At 73.5% G+C, this 275-nt stretch carries 1 protein-coding gene; it reads right to left on the reverse strand.

Annotated elements, in window-relative coordinates; translation table 11 throughout:
• On the reverse strand, positions 1–275 hold a 275-nt coding region (locus FVS66_RS34780; RefSeq protein ID WP_187645364.1), incomplete at both ends, for a hypothetical protein.

Consider the following 275-nt stretch of genomic DNA (forward strand, 5'->3'; position numbering starts at 1 on the left):
CCGACACCCGACTCCCCGCCGGTCAGCTCACCCAGCCGCGCCAGCAACTCCTCCCGGTCCGAGGCCACCACCACAGCCCGCCGGTCCAGCAACGCCCGTGACGTCGCCGCCGAGAAACCGATGTCCGCGACCGACACATCCGCATCGACGGCCACGCGGTCCCGCAACCGCTCCGCCTGCACCCGCAGCGCCACATCATTACGCGCCGACAGCACCACCGGCACGGCGCCGGCCGGCCGGACCTCCTCAACCGGAGCTTCCTCGGCCGGCTCCTC

This window comes from Streptomyces sp. TRM49041, assembly GCF_008271805.1.
Taxonomy (GTDB): domain Bacteria; phylum Actinomycetota; class Actinomycetes; order Streptomycetales; family Streptomycetaceae; genus Streptomyces.